Raw genomic sequence first — 15,786 nt, 5'->3', positions numbered from 1 at the left:
TGTTCGGCGTCTTGGCCTGCGTTAGAAACGCAATGCGGCCAGAGCCGCAAAAAAGATCAGCACAGCGGCGCAAATCGCCAACGCTCCGGCCGCACTGATCCGAAAACCCCACAGGCTGACTTCAAGCCTTGGCTCACGCATGGCGCAATTCTCCATTGAGAATTCTGAGAATTGCCTTGCGGGGGATTTGCTTTTGTCGCCGGTTTTCCGACGGCCGTCAACCACGCGCGGGATCTTTGTCTTGGATGTCTTTGACAGGCTTTTTGAAACGGCGTTCAAGGCGGCTTCAATATAAAAACATCTAAGACCTCCGGAGACCGCCGCGACGGCTTTCGCATCTGACGCCGGTGATTCGCCCCTTCTCCAAAATCAGCCGTTGCCAGAGACTTCATTGGCGCATGTGGCACGCCGCATGGGAAGGCTCTCGTTGGAGTGGACGCCTCCTTCCGGCCGGCCGGCCCCGAGCTCGGTCAAGTGCGGCCTACGAAGATCGCCTGCATGGGGTGCCCGGATGGCCTTTGCATCCCCCAGGAAACTAGGTTCAATCCAGAGGAATCAGGGCCCACTTGGTGTCCGGACAAGGACGTCGAAGCTTGTGCGGAGGAACCTCGTCTAGCCCGCGCCTTCCCCGATCGAAACGGGCAGGTCCATCGTCATGTTGTCGATAAGCCGAGTTGAGCCGATATAGGCGGCGACACAAAGTGTGGCGGATCGCTTCAGCGGGCTCTCGGCGGGCTCCAAGGTTTCGCTATCGACCAGCTCAAGATACTGCAGCTTGTCGAGGGGCTTCAGGTGCTTCTCGGCAATCGCAATCAAGTTTCGAACGTCGCGGCTTCCCGAGCGAAATTCATCCTGAGCGGCGAGCAGAGCCCGACTGATGGCAACGGCTCGTTGACGTTCCTGTTCGTTAAGATATCGGTTGCGACTGCTCATGGCTAGTCCGTCGGGTTCCCTGACTGTCGGCAAGGTCACGACTTCGACCGGAAGATTGAGGTCCTTCGTCATGCGCCGCACCACCGCACACTGCTGAAAATCCTTCTGACCGAAGAATGCCGCGTCCGGCTGCACCATGTTGAAGAGCTTGCAGACGACGGTAGCGACTCCGCGAAAATGTCCGGGACGGAAACCGCCGCACAAGGGCTTTGCAAGCTCGCCCGGCTCGACGAAGGTCTCGAAGCCTTCCGGATAGACTTCCTTGTTGTCGGGAGCGAAGACGATTGCTACACCCGCATCCCGGCAGAGCCTTTCGTCGCGCTGAAAGTCGCGGGGGTAGGTGCTAAGATCCTCATTCGCGCCGAACTGGGTCGGGTTCACGAATATGCTGACGACAGTGACGTCGCACTGTTTTCTGCTTGCCTCGGCCAAAGCCAAATGGCCCTCGTGAAGATAGCCCATCGTTGGCACCAGGCCGACCCGTTTCCCAGCCTTTCGAGCTAGGCCGACAACTTGGCGAAGCTCGGCCACCGACGTGATTGTTTGCATCGCTGATAAGGCTCAATTCGGGTTGGAGGGCTTCCAGCCTGAGACGGCGCCCGCAGCGCTTTCAGGAAGCCGATATGACTCGTCTGTCGAGGGAAATGTACCACCGCGAACATCCGCTACCCACTGTGAGAGGGCATTCTGCAGCAGGCCGAAGCCGTCGGCATAAGTGCGAACGAACTTGGGGCGGCGTCCTTCCGTCAATCCGAGCAGATCGTGCAGCACGAGAACCTGTCCGGAGCAGGACGAGCCGGCCCCGATGCCGATCGTAGGAATCGTCAGCGTTTCGGTTGCTCGGGCAGCCAGCTCCGCCGGTATGCCCTCCAACACGATCGCGAAACATCCCGCGTCTTGCAGGCGATGCGCGTCGTCGAGCAGACGCACAGCGTCGTCGGCCCTCTGCCCCTGTACCTTGAAACCACCCATCATGTTGACGCTCTGCGGGGTCAAACCGAGGTGACCCATGACCGGGATCTCGCAGTCGACCAGCGCGCGGACCATCTCAAGGCGCCTGGCTCCGCCCTCGAGCTTCACGGCGTCGGCACCACGCTGGAGAAACCCGCCTGCGTTGCGTATCGTGTCCTCGCGACTGAGGTGAAAGCTGAGAAACGGCATATCGGCGACGAGCAGGGCCGCCGGCCGCGTACGAGCGACCGCTTCGAGATGGTGGTTCATCATGGCGACGCTGACTGGCAACGTATTGTCGTATCCAAGGCAGACATTACCGACACTGTCGCCGACAAGAAGGATGTCGACAATGGGGCTGGCGATGCGGGCGGTGACTGCATCGTACGCAGTGGTCATGACCAATCGCCGGCCATCCAGCTTCCACCGGTTGATCGTTGGAATCGTGACGCGTCCGACCGACGTCTCAGGGGAATGGCTCATTTCTCTGCAACCACTTGGATCCGCGGAGTCGCTGAAAGCCCAGAGCGCGCCTAATTCGCACGCTGCACCTCGTCCGAGACGCGAGAACAATCACAACGGCGGATCGATGGCCTCCTCATATTCCTTCTTGAAGCGCGCGATCATCTCGGCGGCGGGCACGATGCCCTCAATGCTGCCGATGCCCTGCCCGGAGCCCCAGATCTCCTTCCACGCCTTCGGCTTGGCACGCTCACCCGAGGGGTCGGTGCCGAAATTCATCTTGGACGGATCGGACGTCGGCAGATTTTCCGGATCCATGCCGGCGGCCAGAATCGAAGGCTTCAGATAATTGCCGTGGACGCCGGTGAAGAGGTTGGAATAGACGATGTCGTCGGCCGTCGAGCCTGCGATCATCTCCTTGTATTTCTCGACCGCGTTGGCTTCCTTGGTCGCGATGAAGGCCGAGCCGATATAGGCGAAGTCTGCCCCTAAGACGCGCGCGGCGCGGATCGCCTTGCCGTTGCCGATGGCGCCCGACAGGGCGATCGGACCGTCGAACCACTTGCGTGTCTCGGCGACGAAGGCAAGCGGCGAGATGGTGCCGGCATGGCCGCCGGCGCCGGCGGCGACGAGGATCAAGCCGTCGGCGCCCTTCTCGATCGCCTTATGAGCGAATTTCTGGTCGATTACGTCGTGGAACACAATGCCTCCCCAGCGGTGCACGGCCTGGTTCAGCTCCTCGCGTGCGCCGAGCGATGAGATGATCATCGGCACCTTGTGCTTCTCGCAGAGCTGCATGTCGTGATCGAGCCGGTTGTTCGACTTGTGCACGATCTGATTGACCGCGAAGGGCGCCGAGGGTCGCTCGGGATGTGCGCGGTCATAGGCCGCGAGCTCTTCCCTGATCCGGTGCAGCCACTCGTCGAGAAGCGCGGCAGGTCGCGCGTTCAGCGCCGGAAACGAGCCGACCACGCCCGCCTTGCACTGTGCAATCACGAGATCTGGTACCGAGATGATGAATAGCGGTGACCCGATGACGGGGATCGATAAGCGTCCCTTGAACAGGGCAGGCATGGACATTGCGGAATGATCCTCTGGGCAGTCGCAAATCTATCGAGCTCGCCGGGGCCTCGAAATACCAATTCCGAAGCACCGCAATTCATTGGTGAATTGCGGTGCTCCGCCAATGTCCTTCCCATTGTCCAAAGATCACGCGATTGCTGCACATGTCGCGCTATGAATTAAGCCTCGCTGCGCCGCGGTTGCGACAATTGCGGCCCGTGCGCCCACCCGACGTAGCAAGCCGAGACTCGTATGGAATGGCTCCTCTCGTCGGAGGAAGCACAGCGTAGAGCGGCGGCAGGCCTCTCAAGCGATGATGACCCGTCAAAGTGGCCATTCGGGCGAGACGCGACGATCCGGCGAAGACCGGCTCCATCGCTTGTTTGGCCTCCAAATCCACTAACTCGGGTCTCGCGCCCGACCGCGGTACCGAATGAGCCGCAACTTGCGGCCTTTGCGTTCGACACCGATATTTATCTCCTGCGCATCCCGATCCAGCCGACCTGCCTTCCAAAGTCGATCCAGCGCTTCTGCAATCTCGTGGGTCGCCCCTCCGAAGGTTCGTTGAATCTCGGCCGCCGTCTGCCAACGGGGGCCGACGAGCTTCGCCAGCTGTTCGTCGCCGTCCTTCATCCGTGCCATCAACCAGATGCCCCAGGAAGCTTTCGCCCGCGCCTATTCTGGGCGGGGCGACGCCGTTCGCGACGTCTCTACCCGGAACTGGTGGTTGCACCTCGCGGCGGCAGGTTCAAGACCCGGGCCGTATAACCGTTCCGAAAAACCCCATGAGGGTCGCTTCTCAGTGCGATCTCGCGAAACCTTTCGAACTTCGGATATAGCTCGGATATCTGTTCGTAGTTCAACGGGAAGTGCTTGCCCCAATGAAACCTTGCTTCGACCTGCAGCACCAAGGCCCGAGCGACGAATGAGCAGAAATCATAGAAGGGTTTCCGTCGGGCAGGCGGATCGTAGGTGAAAGCCGAAATCGAGAAACTCGCCTCAGTCTTGGAGGCTGTCATCGAGATCAGCGAGTCATCGGGTGGTACGCGCCGAACGATAAACGGGTAGTGAAGGACATATCGTCCCCGATTGGCGAGCAGTTCTCCATAGCAACCAAGTTCGTCGAATATCTGCCGGATACTGGGAGAAAGCTCGTCCACATTGCCGGCGAAGACGTCGGTTATCGCGCGCAGCAACTCCGTCGTCTCGGCAAGCTTGGCTTCCTCGACGAAAATCTCCATCTCTTCGTGACGAAAAAGATCGTGGTGGAAGGCGAGGATGCGCTCCGAGTCGTCGATCCGTTCGACACCTTTCGGGACGAGAGAAGGCATCAACCATTGAAATCCCCGTACGGCCCAAGCGCCTGCCGACCGGCTTCCGGTAACGCCGACATGAAACATCACGTCGACATTGATGAAACTGAAGACCCGAAGGAACCGGGTTTTCAGTCGCTCCATGACACCTAAGGTCCGCGGACCGATAGGCTTCCGCTGAAAAGCAAGCCATTTCCAATTGTGGCGCGACCATAACAGTTGCGTCAGGGGGTAGTCCGGGTACACGCTAAGTGCATCTTCCAGAGACGTGCGCAGGCGGACGGTCTCGGCAATCATGTACTTCGGGGTCGTCGACAGCTCGACCTCGATGATGATGCCCAGGCAACCAAGCCCGCACCTGGCCGCCTCCAGTTCCTGGCCGGCCGCATAGTCGTAGATGACGGCATTGCCCGCCTCGTCATAGGCCGCGACCTTGACCCTCGTGACGTACGACGAAAGACTTGGCCGGCCCGACCCGTGCGTTCCGGTCGAAATGGCTCCGGATATCGTCTGCACGTCGACCGCGCCGAGAGTGGGTAGCGTCTGATCCGTCTTGGCGTGAAGTTCACGGAGAATCTTGCGGAGCGTGCATCCGGCGCCTACGCGGACGAACTTCTTGCCCCCACGAACAAACGGCTCGACGCTCGCAAAGCGCGTCATATCGAGCGAAATTTCGGCGCCGACGATGTCGCTCCAGGAGTGCTTGCTGCCGAACGCACGTATCGTTTTCTTGGAATGCATATCCAAGATCGCGAGCACTTCGTGTTCGTTCGCGGGCTCGTAGATACGGGTTTCCCAGCTTTGATTGCGGCCGAAATTCGTATCCCGCCGCACCGTTGCATCAGATGGCTGCATCACATGTCCCGCCTACCGATCCGAACTGGTAACCCGAAATCGTGCCGGCTCGCCGATCTCTAGGGTCTTGGTCGACCCAGCAGCGGACTCCGGAGCGTGCGATCATTTCGCAACGGGCACTTACCTCACCCGAACAACATCAACATCCACACTGGTGCTCCATATTTCGTAGTGCGGCCAATAGGCCCTGACCAGCGCGGTTCTGGCGAGCCGTTATTCAGCATTGAAATGCCTCCACCGACGCAGGAAAACCTGTTCTCGCAAAAGACAAGCGAGCTTCGATCCGTCGGAACGGGGATCGCGCGCGGCCGAATGGAAGCTTGCCGCTGGGCACGCACTTGGTGATCCAACGCCGCTAGAGGCAAGAGAAACCGTCAGACCGAACCTTGACCACTTGCTTTAGCTTGAGGTGTGCCTTCCACCACCCGAAATCCTGTTCCCAGCGGAGGCTGACCGTTCGCATCGCGCGCCGCACGATAGGCAGGCCTGCTCGTGGTCCTTTCCAAGTATGGCAGGAAAATTTCGGGAACCTTGAGCATGTATTCGATTGCCCATACCAGGCAGGTGGTCAGCAGGATGTCGGCGGTCGTGAATTGCTCTCCCAGCAGATATTTCCGCTCGTCCGACAACGTCACCTGAGCGTGCTTCAGTTGAGCGAGGAAGTATTCGCGCGCTTTGGCGACTGCCATGGGCGCTTCCCCGTAGATGTGGGCGAGCCCCACGCCCGTACTATGCCGCCGCATGACATAGAGGCTGGTCGCATCCAACTCCGTGGTGATGAAGAAGCACCACTCGAGCCATCTGGCATATTGAATGTCGTCCTCGGGAACGAGCGACGAAGAGCCGCCACGGTACTTATGCGCGAGATACGCTGCGATCGCGGCGCTCTCGCCGATGGTGAATGCTCCATCCTGCAAAAGCGGGATCTTCTGCCGTGGATTCAACGAGGTGTACTCCGGCGTGGTCGTCTCCCCGGAGCGGGCCATTATAGGTTTGCAGACGTAGTCCAAGCCGAGCTCGCGCAAGGCCCAATGGGCCCGGATCGTGCGGCCGGTACCGACTCCCCACAATATCAGATCCGAGTTCATCACCAGCGCTCTGCAAACGGCCTAAGGTCGAGCTCGTGAGTCCAGGCGTCGCGAGGTTGCTGGTGGAGCGCCCAATACGCTTCGGCGACCGAAGACGGTTTGATCAGGGAATCCTGCGCCATCGAGGCTACATCCACGCCGCGCTCCCTCAGGCGCCGGTGTATTTCCGGACTATCCAGACCGCCGTCGATGATGAGATGAGCGACGTGGATGTTTTGCGGTCCCAACTCGCGCGCTACCGACTGCGCGACGGCCCGAAGACCGAATTTGGCCGACGAGAACGCCGCGAAGTTCTTTCCACCCCTCAGGCTTGCAGTGGCGCCCGTGAATAGGATGGTCCCTTTAGATCGCGGGACCATGTACTTGGCAGCTTCCCGGCCCACCAGGAACCCTCCATAGCAGGCAAGCTCCCACGCCTTGAAAAACAGCCGCTCCGAAGTCTCGAGGAGCGGCTTGCTTACATTGGCTCCTGCGTTGAAGAGGCAGACTTCGATCGGTCCCATTTCCCTTTCGACCTCGGCGAACAGGGACTGCACTTCCGCCTCTTTCCTGACGTCCGTGCTTCTCGCCTGCACGCTGTGGCCTAACCGCGTAAGCTCTTCTATCAAGGCCGACGACTTCGACGCATCGCGGCGGCCGATGCACACCTTGTAGTTCGCGGCGGCGAACCGGCGCGCCACGGCAGCGCCGATCGCGTCGCCGGCGCCTACCAGCAGTGCCACTCCTGGCTCCTGATTCATTGTCGCCTCCCACGTCAGACAGCGCGGACCGCTTTGCCCGCAACCAGCGTGTCGATGGACGCATCGTCGTAGCCGAGGTCCCGCAGAATCTCGCGGGAGTGCTCGCCGACGCGCGGGGCCGGCCCTGCGATCTTCGCCTGGTTGATCTCGAACTTGGCGGCCGGTTTCGGCTGTCTCACTTTACCCACTGCAGGCTGATCGAGCTCTTCGATCAGTTCGCGCGCGACGACCTGTTCATTGTGGATGACGTCCGCTCGACGCAAAATCGGCGCGCAAGGCACGTCCGCCTCGTCGAGTCGTTCGAGCCACTCCGCCGTCGTGCATTTGCAGATGTACTCCTGCATTCTATTGATGCGAGCGGTCGCGTTCATGAACCGGCCGGCCGGGCTGGAGAACCGCTCGTCCTTGGCGAGTTCCGGATCTCCGGTCGCCCGGCAAAACCCTTGCCACTCGGAATCCGAGATGGTCCCGCAGGTGATGTAGCCGTCGGACGTCTTGAAAACGAGATCCGGACGGTCGTTCGGATCGCTGACCGATGCTTCCTTCCCTACGACCGTGTACTGCATCATTCCTTCGGGCCATAGGTAAGCGATCATCGTATCCAGCATCGCCACCTGGATGTAATCGCCCTTTCCGGTCTTCTCGCGAGCGTAGAGCGCAGCTGCCACGGCCTGCGCCGTGAACGCCGCCGTCGTCTTGTCCGCGACGATCGTCCGGATCATCTGCGGTCTGTTGGTCACGGGTTGGGATTGTATATCTGCGAATCCGGACAACGCCTGAATGATCGGGTCGTAGACCCGCTTCTTGACGTAGGGGCCGGTATCTCCGACGCCGCTGATGGAGACGTAGATCAGGCGCGGATTGCGTTCGCGTAGTTCCTTCGGTCCCAGTCCCAGGCGCTCCATGGTCCCGGGACGAAAATTCTGAACGAGGACGTCCGCGCGATCCAGCAAACGAGTCAGGATTTCGCGCCCGCTCTGCTCCTTGATGTCGACCGATAGCGAGCGCTTTCCGCGGTTCGAGGAAATGAACAAGGCGGAGAATTCCCCTGCCTTATCTATGGGCGCGCGGCTTCGCCTCGTGATGTCGCCCCCGATGGGCTCAATCTTGATGACGTCAGCCCCTTGGTCGGCGAGAAACATCGTGGCGAACGGGCCGGATACGACTCCGGTCAGGTCGACGACACGAACTCCGCTCAACGGACCAGGCATTTCTGCTTCTCCCTCGACTTACGCTTACGCGCTTATCTCAACGTTTGGGTAAAGTCTCGTGCGGCCAAGGCGGAGCCCCGCCCCTGAGCCGCTACAGCGGGATAACGATCAGGATATCGACGATTCGGGAGTCGAGGATAACCAGCCGCTTCTGGAAGCGGGCCTGTCCGTCCTCGATCACGACGTCGTCGATGTATCTGCCGACGGCAAACAGATCCATGCGGCCGCTTTCCATGGTTCGGACGATCTGAAAGTTCGATCGGACCGACATTACGCCGTTCGAGGTCGGTTTCAGAAACTCCGATCTTCCGATCGTGTGGCAATAGGTATGCGGCTCGAAGATGTTGGCCGAATAGAATGCTTTCACCCGATCCTGCATCATGCCCCTCCCGACACAGCGCACGATTCCGATCGGAAGGCCGGCCTCATGATTCTCGCGGGTGGTCACGTGATACATGGCATCCGACGTAAAGAACTGCGGCCACATGTCCAGCTTCATGTCATCGACGCAATGCGCATATGCAGCGACCAGATCGACGACTTGATCACGCGTGGGTGCGATTCCTGGTGTGGAGGGTTTGTCGAGAACTGTGTGCATCCCGAATCTCCTCAGAAGCCCATGATGCTTCGATAGCCGTACCAAAAGCCGCGGACCGCGGTTTCGGTCGCCCGGGAGTTCCTTTCGGATTCGACTGCTCGCCCCCCCATTTCCATGAATGAGGACTGGTCGGGATCGGCACGCGTCCCGCGCTGCACGAATTCGTTGATACAACCGTCCTCGAGCGAGACGAGACCCGCGGCACCAGTCAGATTGCTTTGCATCACCCGCATTCTCGACTGTTCTTCGGTATCACGCTCGTAACCGAGATAGATCCAGAACAACTCGGTTTGATCTACGCCGCGCGGAGCAAAGAATCGGATCGCCAGGCAATTCAGCGTAAACTGAATGCACATGTTCGGGAATACGGTCTGAATGCTGTGCGTGATGCCGTCGTCGAACTCTTCCCAGGCTTCGAGCAGACCCGGGCCATCGAGCGCGGATTCATAGTTGGCGGAATGCACTTTCGCGTCCGCGTATTCGGCTGCCTCCTGCATCTTCGAGCGGCGGGCGAAGCTCAGATGATGCCACTTGCGGTCGGAGAGCGTGATGCCGCCGTCCATGTCCAGGCGGTTTACCTTGAAAGTCGTGTAGAACGTATGCAGGAGGGTCGCGTGATACGAATCTCGAAGGTTCTCGGCGTATAGTTTCCAGTTGTTGTGGATCATCTGGCTGTGGGTACCGAGAATGCGCAATGGACGCCCGAGATTGCGCCTGATGAAGGAACTCATCTCGGGACCCAGATACGTCTCGACGTCTTCGATCTCATCCGCGAAAGTGCCGAAGATCACGCCGCAGAACGACTCCACTCTCAAAGGCTGGAGTCTGTGTTGGCTCGGGTCGAAATCTTTCGGCATGCCGCCATGACCGCGGACGCCGTTGCGGAAAGCGACGCCTTTGAGCCTGCCGTCGAGATCGTAGTTCCATGCGTGATAGACGCACGTGAGGCTCGCGACGTTGTCTTTCTTCTTCAGGCACACCAGAGCGCCCTTGTGCGCGCAACGATTGACCATCGCATGAACTTTTCCGTCGCGGTCGCGAGTGACGATCACGGGCGTTTCCCCGACAGTCGTAGTCCGGTAGTCTCCGGCATTCCGGATCTCGATATCCAGGCACAGGAAATTCCAGGTCTTCCCTCGGAAGATCCGCTCCTGCTCTTCCCTGTAGATTTCGGGGTCGGTGAAAAGACGATATGGCGCGCGGGTCACGCCTTGCTGCGGCCACTTGAACTCGGCCGCCTTGGTGCGCTCTGATCGAGCGGTCGGTGACATGATCGTGCTCCCACTTCGTCCCTCGACGGACTTTGTAGAAATTCTAGGTGGGGCCTTCGCGCAGCTCCAATACATAATTTCGCTGTATTGATAAGCGCCCGCTATCAGCCGAGATCTCGCTTCTCCGCCAGCAGAGGGCCGACCGAATGAGCCACGCGCGAATTGGCGAAAGGTGTCGAGAAAGGGCGCCGTTTCTTTGAATACCCGGAAGCTCGCACACCTGGGACAAGTTCGATCGGAGCTCGAACGCCATATTCTGGTGCGGCCCACTACTGCGCAATCAGGTGCCGGAGCGCGGTTCGGAATATTGCGGCCGACCGGATACACATTCGATTGTCGACTGATCCCCTAGCAGAGGCTTCCGGTCCTGCAGAGATCAGAGGAGTGCGGTGCTTCCGAGTGCCAATCCCGTTCGGTCTACAAAGGCCCGCCGAAGTGGCCATCGGAGACTAAGCCGTCGGCGTACGTCTCTTCGAACGTGGGTTTTGCGGCTCACGCGCAGTGTGCGTATAGTTTCATCGCGTCGGCGCCTTCTAAGTGCGCTGAGACACCCCACGATACGCAAGCGAGGAAGCGACATGGCCCAGTCCACCCAACCTTCGGCGGAAGTCGCACTGATCATCGGCGGCGGCCCCGGCATCAGCGCCAGTTGCGCGAGATTGTTCGCCAAGGACGGCATGCGAGTTGCCGTGGCGGCAAGGACACCTGACAAGACGGTTCTTGAGGAGCTGGAAAGGGTACACGGCGTGCGTCGATACGCCTGCGACGCGAGCGAACCCAGCGCTGTGGATCAGTTGTTCAAAAAGGTGACGCAGGACATTGGAACGCCGAGGCTTGTCGTTCACAATATCGACGGCCGGGTGGCCGGAATCTTTCGCAAGAAGCTTGTCGAAGCGGACCCGGTGATGGCGTTCGAAACCGTCCGCAATTCCGCATTCAGCGCGTTTCTGGTAGCTCAGCATGCGGCCAAACTCATGCTTGAAAACGGACCCGACGTGAACGGAGCAAGGGGAACCATCATCTTCACGAATGCCAGCGCTGCGCTAAAGGGGTACCCTTCGAGTGGAGCCTTCGCGATGGCGTGTCATGCGAAGGCCGGATTGGCGCAGAGCATGGCAAGAGAACTGATGCCGCAGGGTATCCATGTGGCGAATGTTCCGATCGACGCCGCGATCGGCTGGACTCAGGAGGACGGGACGCGCGCCCACCGGCTGGCAGGCTCGACCGTCGACGACAATATGGCCGACCCCGATCGTATCGCCGAGACCTATTTGCATCTGCATCGTCAGCATCGGTCCACATGGGCTTTCGAAGTGGTCCTCCGCCCATGGGTCGAAAAGTGGTGACTTCATTTCCCGCCTGCCGAAGCTCGGGAGGGCGCTCGCTGATAGGAAGCACCGCCGCCGCCCGCGAGCGGACTATGATGCGCATAGAGAACGACCGCTCATGCCGAAACGGCGCTGGTGCCACCGGAGCGGTTTCGACCATCTACGCCCTGCTCCAACACCAAAGGATCTTCGGAGGTGAAGTCCATTACTCTATGAGAGCTATGCCCGAGCTCTCGATGACCCCTCCCCATTTTTCGGCTTCCTTCTTCAGGAAACGGCCGAACTCTTCACCAAACACGTTACCTACGTCCGCGCCGGTCATTTCGAGACTCTTTCGGAAACTGGGACTCGACGTGACCCGTTCGATATCGGCGGTCACCTTTGCGATGATCTCGGTTGGAGTGCCGGCGGGCGCGAAAACTCCGAACCAGGATGATGCTTCGAAGCCGGTCAAGCCGGCCTCTTCAAACGTCGGCACATCGGGCAGCGAGTGCGATCGCTTCGGGCTCGCGATGGCTAACGCCCGGACGGTACCCGCCTGCACCTGCGGAATGACGGTGGGGAGATTGTCGAAAAGTATAGGAATGTGACCGGCGATAAGATCATTCATGGCCGGCGCAGCGCCCCTATAGGGCACATGCCCGAGCTTGAGACCCGTCATCCTCTTGAACAGCTCCGCCGACAGGTGATGTGTCGAGCCGATTCCGGAGGATGCGTAATTCAGCGCTTCGGATTTCTTGGCCGAACTCATCAGATCGGCGAGCGTCGTTGCCTGCAGCTTCGGATTGACTATCAATACGATCGGCACGGTCGCCAACAGGGCGATCGGCCTGAAGTCCTTCTCGGGGTTGAACGGCAGCGTCTTGTAGAGCGACGGGTTTATCACGATGGGACCAGGCGAGCTGACGAGGTAAGTATAGCCGTCCGCCGGCGCAGCGGCAGCGGCCTGCGTCCCGACATTACCACCTCCACCTGGCCTGTTCTCGACCACGACTGCTTGTTGCCAAGTTTCACTGAGCGCTTCGGCTAAAAGGCGTGCCGCAGCGTCGTTCGACCCTCCAGCAGGATTGGGTACCAAGAGCCGAACGGTCCGCGAGGGGAACGATTCCGCTCGGGCCCCGCTCACCTCGACGGCGAGCGCAAGAGCAAGCAAGAGCAGACCGACTCCTTTCATCGCCGAGTCTCTGGGTTGATCCCCTGATCGACCACGACGACCGCAAGCCGCGGCGGATTTCCACCATCCTCGAGGCTCTCGAAGCCGTTTCGTCGAACCTGAGCTGTCGCGTCCTCCGGCAATCGAACGTAGCGGCTGCAGCCCCTCCGTCGTTGCGACGAGCGACAAAACTCCGACAGCGCAATAAGGTTCGCAATTCATATGGCTGCTCCGCTTCGTTGACCATGAGATGCCCGGCGCCGCTCATGCTATAGCTCTTTGCAAATCACCAACGCCGAGGCCATCGCAAGGCGTCCAGTCCCGTTCCCAGGCCGCGACGATCAATCGAGCGCGATGTTCAGCGACCTCACGAACGGCTCCCAGTAGTCGACCTCGCTCCGCAAGAACCTCTGCGTATCCGAACCGTTCATCGGAACGGGAATTGCTCCGAGGTCGATCAGTCGCGCTTTCGTCTCTGGATGATCTACTGCGTAAAGCGCGGCTTCTTCGAGTTGATTTTCTGTGCTGCGGGCGTCCTCGCGTGAACGCATATCGCAAACCAACTCTTATTGACGAACTCCGGAAGTCCGGACTCCGAAATCGTCGGCACGCTAGGTAGCGCGGGGACCCTCACTTCGGTGGAAACTCCGATCGGGCGAATGGCATTCGATTGAACGAGCCCGATCGTTCCTGGGACGTTGTCGAACATCATTACGATGTTGCCGGCGATGAGGTCCTGCAGACCCGGTTGCGAACCACGATATGGGACGTGGACCATGTCGACCCCGGCAAGCCTTCGAAACAGCTCTCCGGAGAGGTGCATGATCGTCCCCTGGCCTGCGCTTCCAAAGCCGTAACGCCCTGGGCTCGACTTCAGATATGCGATCAGCTCGCGCAAATTGGCGGCCGGAACGTCCCGGTTCGTCACGAGGATGTTCGGGATATGGGCGATGTGCACGAGAGGAACGAGATCCCGATCCGGCGCATAGTTCAACTTCCGGAAGAGAAACCTGCTCAAGACCAATGTGCTGAGATTGCCGAGCAGAATCGTATAGCCGTCTGCCTCGGATCGAGCGACCTCCCCCGTCCCGATCGTTCCGCCGGCGCCCGATCTATTCTCCACGACTATCGTTTGTTTGAGATGGTCGCCCATATGGCGAGCGATCAAACGTGCGACGGTGTCGGTCGATGCGCCTGGGGCGTAAGGAACGACCAGTCGGAGAGGACGCTGAGGAAACCTCTCTTCCGCTTGGGCTGATCGCACTGCGGCAGCCGCAGATAACGTGAAAGCCAGCGCATGTCGTCGCGTGATCGATCTCATTGCCATCCCGCATCCCCATGTACGGTGTCACGGTCCGCAGGCCGGGCCTGCATCGCACTGCGTGTTGCGAGTGGGGCGACGATTGGAGCGGGGGTGGTTCCTTCGTATAGCAGCGAACTATCGAACGCTGCGTTGACGCAAGCAAAACGCGGCTGTGGTCGCGTCAGCAAGTGGTCATCCTCCCTTTTGCCGATCTGGGAGCGGCTCAAAGGGAGACTATCGAGCCGAGCGTCTTCGCAGCTAATAATCATTTTCTCCACATAAATAAGTAGATCGTATCAGTCCTGAGCCGTCGGGCCTGCGGTCCGCGCCAATCTCTTCAGCTGTTCGAGAAAGGCGATGACGGCGGGTGCGCGCTCCGAGTTCCGATAGACCATCGCCAAATCGGACTGTTGATTGATCTTTGCTAACGGCCGATAGACCACATTGGGTATCCGCAAATGCCGAACCGAGTCTGGAACGAATGCCACGCCGAGGCCGCCGGCCACCAAGCCTGCAAAGGGCCGTGAACTGTCCTGCGTACTGCATCACTTGAGGTGTAAATCCGCCTGCGGAGCATAACTGTGCGACTTGAGCATTGAACCCGCTCCCCTCCTGGATTTGAACGGCGACGAAAGGCTCGGACTTCAGAGCGCCGAGCGAGATGATCTTCTGCCGCGAGAGCCGATGCGCACGCGGGATCGCCAATATGATCGGCTCCCGGTGCAACGTAGTTATCCCAACCCCGGCCGGGAGCGATTTCACGGGAAGACGGAGAATGCCGATATCGAGCCGACCGCTACCGACGTCGTCCAATTGCTGAACGATCCCCAGCTCGTTCAAACGAAGCTCCACCAGCGGGTTTACCGGCCGAAATAGCGCGATTGCCTTTGAAAGAACGCCGGTGAAGATCGCCGAGCCGACGTATCCGATCTCGATGTGCCCCAGCTCGCCTCGTCCGGCCTGACGCGCCACCAGCGCGGTTCTCTCGGCTTGCTGGAGGGTTCTGACGGCTTCGCTCAGAGTGACCCGGCCAGCGACGGTAAGTTTTACGGACCTCTTTGTGCGATGGAATAGCTCGACCCCGAGTTCGCGCTCAAGTGCCCGGATCTGTTGCGTCAGCGCCGGCTGCGCTATGCCGAGCCGCTCGGCCGCCCTTCCGAAATGCAATTCTTCGGCCAGGACCGACATGTATTTCAGCCGACGCAACTCCACTCATCCCCTCCATCTCGACTCAGCGTTCGAATGCGATGTCAGCTCGAGTTGGGCGCGCCTCCGGCTCGAAGAAGGCGAACCGATGCGCACCGCAGTAGATCCGCCTGTAGTTTATCCTCTTGATCGATTCCTTGAAGTCGTCGCGACGGTTGCTCGTGCAAAGAACATATTGTTGCAGACGAATTTGTCTCGACGCTTCGGTTATAGCTTTCGATGCAAAATTGCAGTTCGATTGTTTTCCGTCCGGCACCAGATTTGTCATGGAAGACGTGGCTGCTACCCACGTTTGAGCCGGGAAGGGCAGCC

Annotated in this window: 15 protein-coding genes; 1 reads left to right on the top strand and 14 read right to left on the bottom strand. The window is 59.7% G+C overall.

The window, feature by feature from the left end; all coding sequences use genetic code 11:
• Positions 1-21: 21 nt before the first annotated feature.
• From BRAD3257_RS39235 to BRAD3257_RS07700, 11 genes are all read right to left on the bottom strand, one after another.
• Positions 22-279 (bottom strand): hypothetical protein, encoded by a 258-nt coding sequence (locus BRAD3257_RS39235; protein ID WP_145986967.1) that lies wholly within the window; start codon positions 277-279, stop codon positions 22-24.
• A gap of 333 nt (positions 280-612) precedes the next feature.
• Positions 613-1,482 (bottom strand): pantoate--beta-alanine ligase, encoded by an 870-nt coding sequence (panC, locus tag BRAD3257_RS07745; RefSeq protein ID WP_122401368.1) that lies wholly within the window; start codon positions 1,480-1,482, stop codon positions 613-615.
• Positions 1,483-1,494: 12 nt separating this feature from the next.
• Positions 1,495-2,367: a 3-methyl-2-oxobutanoate hydroxymethyltransferase gene (gene panB / locus BRAD3257_RS07740; protein ID WP_122401367.1), complete on the bottom strand. Its 873-nt coding sequence runs from the start codon at positions 2,365-2,367 to the stop codon at positions 1,495-1,497.
• A 90-nt stretch (positions 2,368-2,457) separates the two neighbouring features.
• Positions 2,458-3,426 carry an NAD(P)H-dependent flavin oxidoreductase gene (locus BRAD3257_RS07735; RefSeq protein ID WP_122401366.1) on the bottom strand — a complete coding sequence of 323 codons (969 nt, stop codon included), beginning with the start codon at positions 3,424-3,426 and terminating at the stop codon, positions 2,458-2,460.
• Positions 3,427-3,807: 381 nt separating this feature from the next.
• Positions 3,808-4,041 (bottom strand): hypothetical protein, encoded by a 234-nt coding sequence (locus BRAD3257_RS07730; RefSeq protein WP_122401365.1) that lies wholly within the window; start codon positions 4,039-4,041, stop codon positions 3,808-3,810.
• Between the two features lie 77 nt (positions 4,042-4,118).
• Positions 4,119-5,576: a D-arabinono-1,4-lactone oxidase gene (locus BRAD3257_RS07725; protein WP_122401364.1), complete on the bottom strand. Its 1,458-nt coding sequence runs from the start codon at positions 5,574-5,576 to the stop codon at positions 4,119-4,121.
• 374 nt (positions 5,577-5,950) lie between these two features.
• Positions 5,951-6,664 (bottom strand): glutathione S-transferase family protein, encoded by a 714-nt coding sequence (locus BRAD3257_RS07720; RefSeq protein ID WP_174221555.1) that lies wholly within the window; start codon positions 6,662-6,664, stop codon positions 5,951-5,953.
• Positions 6,664-7,404 carry an SDR family NAD(P)-dependent oxidoreductase gene (locus tag BRAD3257_RS07715; RefSeq protein WP_122401362.1) on the bottom strand — a complete coding sequence of 247 codons (741 nt, stop codon included), beginning with the start codon at positions 7,402-7,404 and terminating at the stop codon, positions 6,664-6,666. Before BRAD3257_RS07715 ends, BRAD3257_RS07720 begins: the two co-directional genes overlap by 1 nt.
• Positions 7,405-7,418: 14 nt before the next feature.
• Complete coding sequence (locus tag BRAD3257_RS07710; RefSeq protein ID WP_122401361.1) at positions 7,419-8,615, bottom strand: CaiB/BaiF CoA transferase family protein; 1,197 nt, start codon at positions 8,613-8,615, stop codon at positions 7,419-7,421.
• A 91-nt stretch (positions 8,616-8,706) separates the two neighbouring features.
• Positions 8,707-9,213 carry an aromatic-ring-hydroxylating dioxygenase subunit beta gene (locus tag BRAD3257_RS07705; protein ID WP_122401360.1) on the bottom strand — a complete coding sequence of 169 codons (507 nt, stop codon included), beginning with the start codon at positions 9,211-9,213 and terminating at the stop codon, positions 8,707-8,709.
• Positions 9,214-9,224: 11 nt separating this feature from the next.
• Positions 9,225-10,484 carry a Rieske 2Fe-2S domain-containing protein gene (locus BRAD3257_RS07700; RefSeq protein WP_122401359.1) on the bottom strand — a complete coding sequence of 420 codons (1,260 nt, stop codon included), beginning with the start codon at positions 10,482-10,484 and terminating at the stop codon, positions 9,225-9,227.
• Positions 10,485-11,062: 578 nt separating this feature from the next.
• Between BRAD3257_RS07700 and BRAD3257_RS07695 the strand changes: the two genes are divergently transcribed.
• Positions 11,063-11,830: an SDR family oxidoreductase gene (locus BRAD3257_RS07695; protein WP_122401358.1), complete on the top strand. Its 768-nt coding sequence runs from the start codon at positions 11,063-11,065 to the stop codon at positions 11,828-11,830.
• Positions 11,831-12,017: 187 nt separating this feature from the next.
• Here the strand turns inward: BRAD3257_RS07695 and BRAD3257_RS07690 are convergent, their stop codons facing one another.
• The 3 genes from BRAD3257_RS07690 to BRAD3257_RS07680 form a co-directional block, all read right to left on the bottom strand.
• Complete coding sequence (locus tag BRAD3257_RS07690) at positions 12,018-12,986, bottom strand: Bug family tripartite tricarboxylate transporter substrate binding protein (RefSeq protein WP_122401357.1); 969 nt, start codon at positions 12,984-12,986, stop codon at positions 12,018-12,020.
• A gap of 463 nt (positions 12,987-13,449) precedes the next feature.
• Positions 13,450-14,286 (bottom strand): Bug family tripartite tricarboxylate transporter substrate binding protein, encoded by an 837-nt coding sequence (locus BRAD3257_RS07685; RefSeq protein ID WP_160118765.1) that lies wholly within the window; start codon positions 14,284-14,286, stop codon positions 13,450-13,452.
• A 240-nt stretch (positions 14,287-14,526) separates the two neighbouring features.
• A complete protein-coding gene (locus BRAD3257_RS07680) occupies positions 14,527-15,480 on the bottom strand; it encodes a LysR family transcriptional regulator (RefSeq protein ID WP_122401355.1) in 954 nt (317 codons plus the stop codon).
• Positions 15,481-15,786 lie beyond the last annotated feature (306 nt).

The sequence above is a fragment of the Bradyrhizobium vignae genome, assembly GCF_900324035.1.
Classification (GTDB): domain Bacteria; phylum Pseudomonadota; class Alphaproteobacteria; order Rhizobiales; family Xanthobacteraceae; genus Bradyrhizobium; species Bradyrhizobium vignae.
The sequence above is the reverse complement of the archived record's forward strand: the minus strand, read 5'-3'. Positions and strand labels throughout refer to the sequence as shown.